4 protein-coding genes are annotated in these 2,144 nt (G+C 32.2%); all 4 read right to left on the bottom strand.

Translation table 11 applies throughout. The features are described from left to right. Positions 1-190: 190 nt before the first annotated feature. The 4 genes from G498_RS0109935 to G498_RS0109915 all read right to left on the bottom strand — a co-directional run bounded on the left by G498_RS0109935 (position 191) and on the right by G498_RS0109915 (position 1,924). Positions 191-961, bottom strand: a complete 771-nt coding sequence (locus G498_RS0109935; RefSeq protein WP_026981015.1) for a hypothetical protein — start codon at positions 959-961, stop codon at positions 191-193. Further along, on the bottom strand, positions 954-1,226 hold the full coding sequence (locus tag G498_RS0109930) for a hypothetical protein (protein ID WP_026981014.1): 273 nt from the start codon (positions 1,224-1,226) through the stop codon (positions 954-956). Before G498_RS0109930 ends, G498_RS0109935 begins: the two co-directional genes overlap by 8 nt. 180 nt (positions 1,227-1,406) lie before the next feature. After that, positions 1,407-1,706, bottom strand: coding sequence for a type II toxin-antitoxin system RelE/ParE family toxin (locus G498_RS0109920; protein WP_026981013.1), 300 nt, complete (start codon positions 1,704-1,706; stop codon positions 1,407-1,409). Beyond that, complete coding sequence (locus G498_RS0109915; RefSeq protein ID WP_026981012.1) at positions 1,691-1,924, bottom strand: hypothetical protein; 234 nt, start codon at positions 1,922-1,924, stop codon at positions 1,691-1,693. Before G498_RS0109915 ends, G498_RS0109920 begins: the two co-directional genes overlap by 16 nt. Positions 1,925-2,144: the final 220 nt, after the last annotated feature.

Here is a 2,144-nt window from a genome sequence, read left to right as displayed (position 1 = left end):
TTATCATTTGTTGCATTAAGTTATTGAATTCTCCCTCGTCCGATCCGCTTGCGGTTAACGTTCCGGCGCTTGGCGAGGTTGCGAGCTTCGGAACCGTTATTTTCTGTTAAAGATAAAATTTCTTGCGAAATGTAAATGTGAATTTACTACAAAATTCGCAATCTTGCCAAACGCTTGTTACCAGCTGGCATTATTCGATGTTATTTTTGGTAGTCACTTCCCAAATTCCAACTTTCATTGGTGTTGGAATATCTCTTAAGTTTAATGACTCTGAAAGATAAACTAATCTTGTGATTGGGTTATTAGTATTAAGTGTCGTTTCTGTGATACCGTCTTTGAAAGCTTTTTTGTATTTCTTGAAAAAATCTTTATAGATTTTCTTCAATTCTACTGAGTTTGTTCCCAAATCTATTTCTTGAGTTTCATCTTTTTTATATTTAAACCAATTTGTGTAAAATCCTAATGGATTAACTTTGTCATAGTCAGTACTCAGAGCTTTTGGAGTTGGTAAACCACCACTTTGTTTATCTGTTTCACTCCAGCCAATAGATTGAAATGCCTTAATGAAATCAATTTGAGGACCACAGATTAGAAAGTAGCCTTTTCGATTGCCAGCTTGTTCAACGAAGAGTTTTAATCTCATTATGTCATTAAAAATGCGTTTCTTCTCAGCATCATGGTCTGTATATCCCAATCGAGCATATTTAAACTCCATTGCAATTTCAGTTTCTTGGGAATTAATTTCATCAAAGAAACGTAAATCCAAATATCTGTCATTAAGATTAGGATGTAATTTGTCAAGATGAATTTTGCTGGGGTCTACTTTAGTACCTATATATTCTGATATAGGATATTTAATTGAATTTTCAGCCAAAACATAAATCCTCTTTACAGATGAAATGTAGTTGAGCCAACTATGTAGAGCTGACCCAGCATGGATAAAGAAAATGTCGTTACTCATTGTTACTTTTTATTGAGTCCTCTTCAGTCATATCCCTGAACTTAATACTGTTTATATCCCTAATTATTACACGTGTCCAAGGATTGTCTAAATGAATTTCAACGAATTGATTGTGAAGTTCATTCCCGACATATTTACTCACAGCAGTGTCCATGTGTTCTTTAGGATTATCAGAATTCAAGCCCCCAAGTAGTATAGCTACTTTTCCTGTAATCTTTCCTTTTTCGTCTTTAAGGAGTTGTTCGACAATTTTTACGTCTTTCATTTCTTTACTGTTATGTTTGAAGTTGCTTTTTTACGCTTGCTGGTAACGTTTTACGGCTTAAAACCGTTGCGGCAATTTACGAAATATTTGTTATGGAATGCAGTGCTCGAAAATCCGCAGGATTTTCTTTTAAGGTTTAAACCAGCAATGGTTTTAAACCGTTGTTAGCAAACGTAATTCTTATTTTATTTTCCTCCGCTCGATATCTTGTCGATTATCCCAAAACGATACAATTTCAATTCTATTTCCATTTATCTCGTAAAAAATAAGATAAACTTTCATGGAAATTACCCGAGTGAATTTATTTGAAGTTAATCTTCCTATTAATTCTGAATTTGAAAGTGTATTAAGTAAATCTTCAACTTCGTTAAGTAGTTTTAAACTATAATTTGGATTACCATTCCTTTCAACATAATATTCTAATACGTTTGCAAATTGAAGTTTTGCAATTTCTGACCAAACTATTACTTTTTTAGCCATTTTCGCATTTCAGAAATTACTTCATCATTATTGTGAAACTTTCCTTCTTTGATTTCATTTCTACCAGTTTCAATTGATGATTGCTGATTTGTAGATAATTGATATAAAGCTTGCTCTGACGAATCAAATATAGTTTGAAGCGCATTTAGAAAATTTAAATCTTTAGAATCTTTTATTCTAGAAATTAAATTCTTTTTTATTTGGGCTGTTATATCCATGTTTAACTATTTTTATTAATCAAAAATAAAGATTTATTTCCAAACTTTGTTGCGTTGCGATGAGAAATTATGTTTGCTAACGTGTTGCAGCTTGGTAAAGTTGCGACAGTTAATGATTTACGTTAACAAATATACCGAAAAGTTAGAAAGAAAAAACCTGACTTCGGAGAAGAAATGCAAACAATATCGCTTACCGATAAAAACCAAGCCTAGCAATTTT

It is taken from the genome of Flavobacterium suncheonense GH29-5 = DSM 17707 (assembly GCF_000430025.1).
Lineage (GTDB): Bacteria > Bacteroidota > Bacteroidia > Flavobacteriales > Flavobacteriaceae > Flavobacterium > Flavobacterium suncheonense.
The sequence above is the reverse complement of the archived record's forward strand: the minus strand, read 5'-3'. Positions and strand labels throughout refer to the sequence as shown.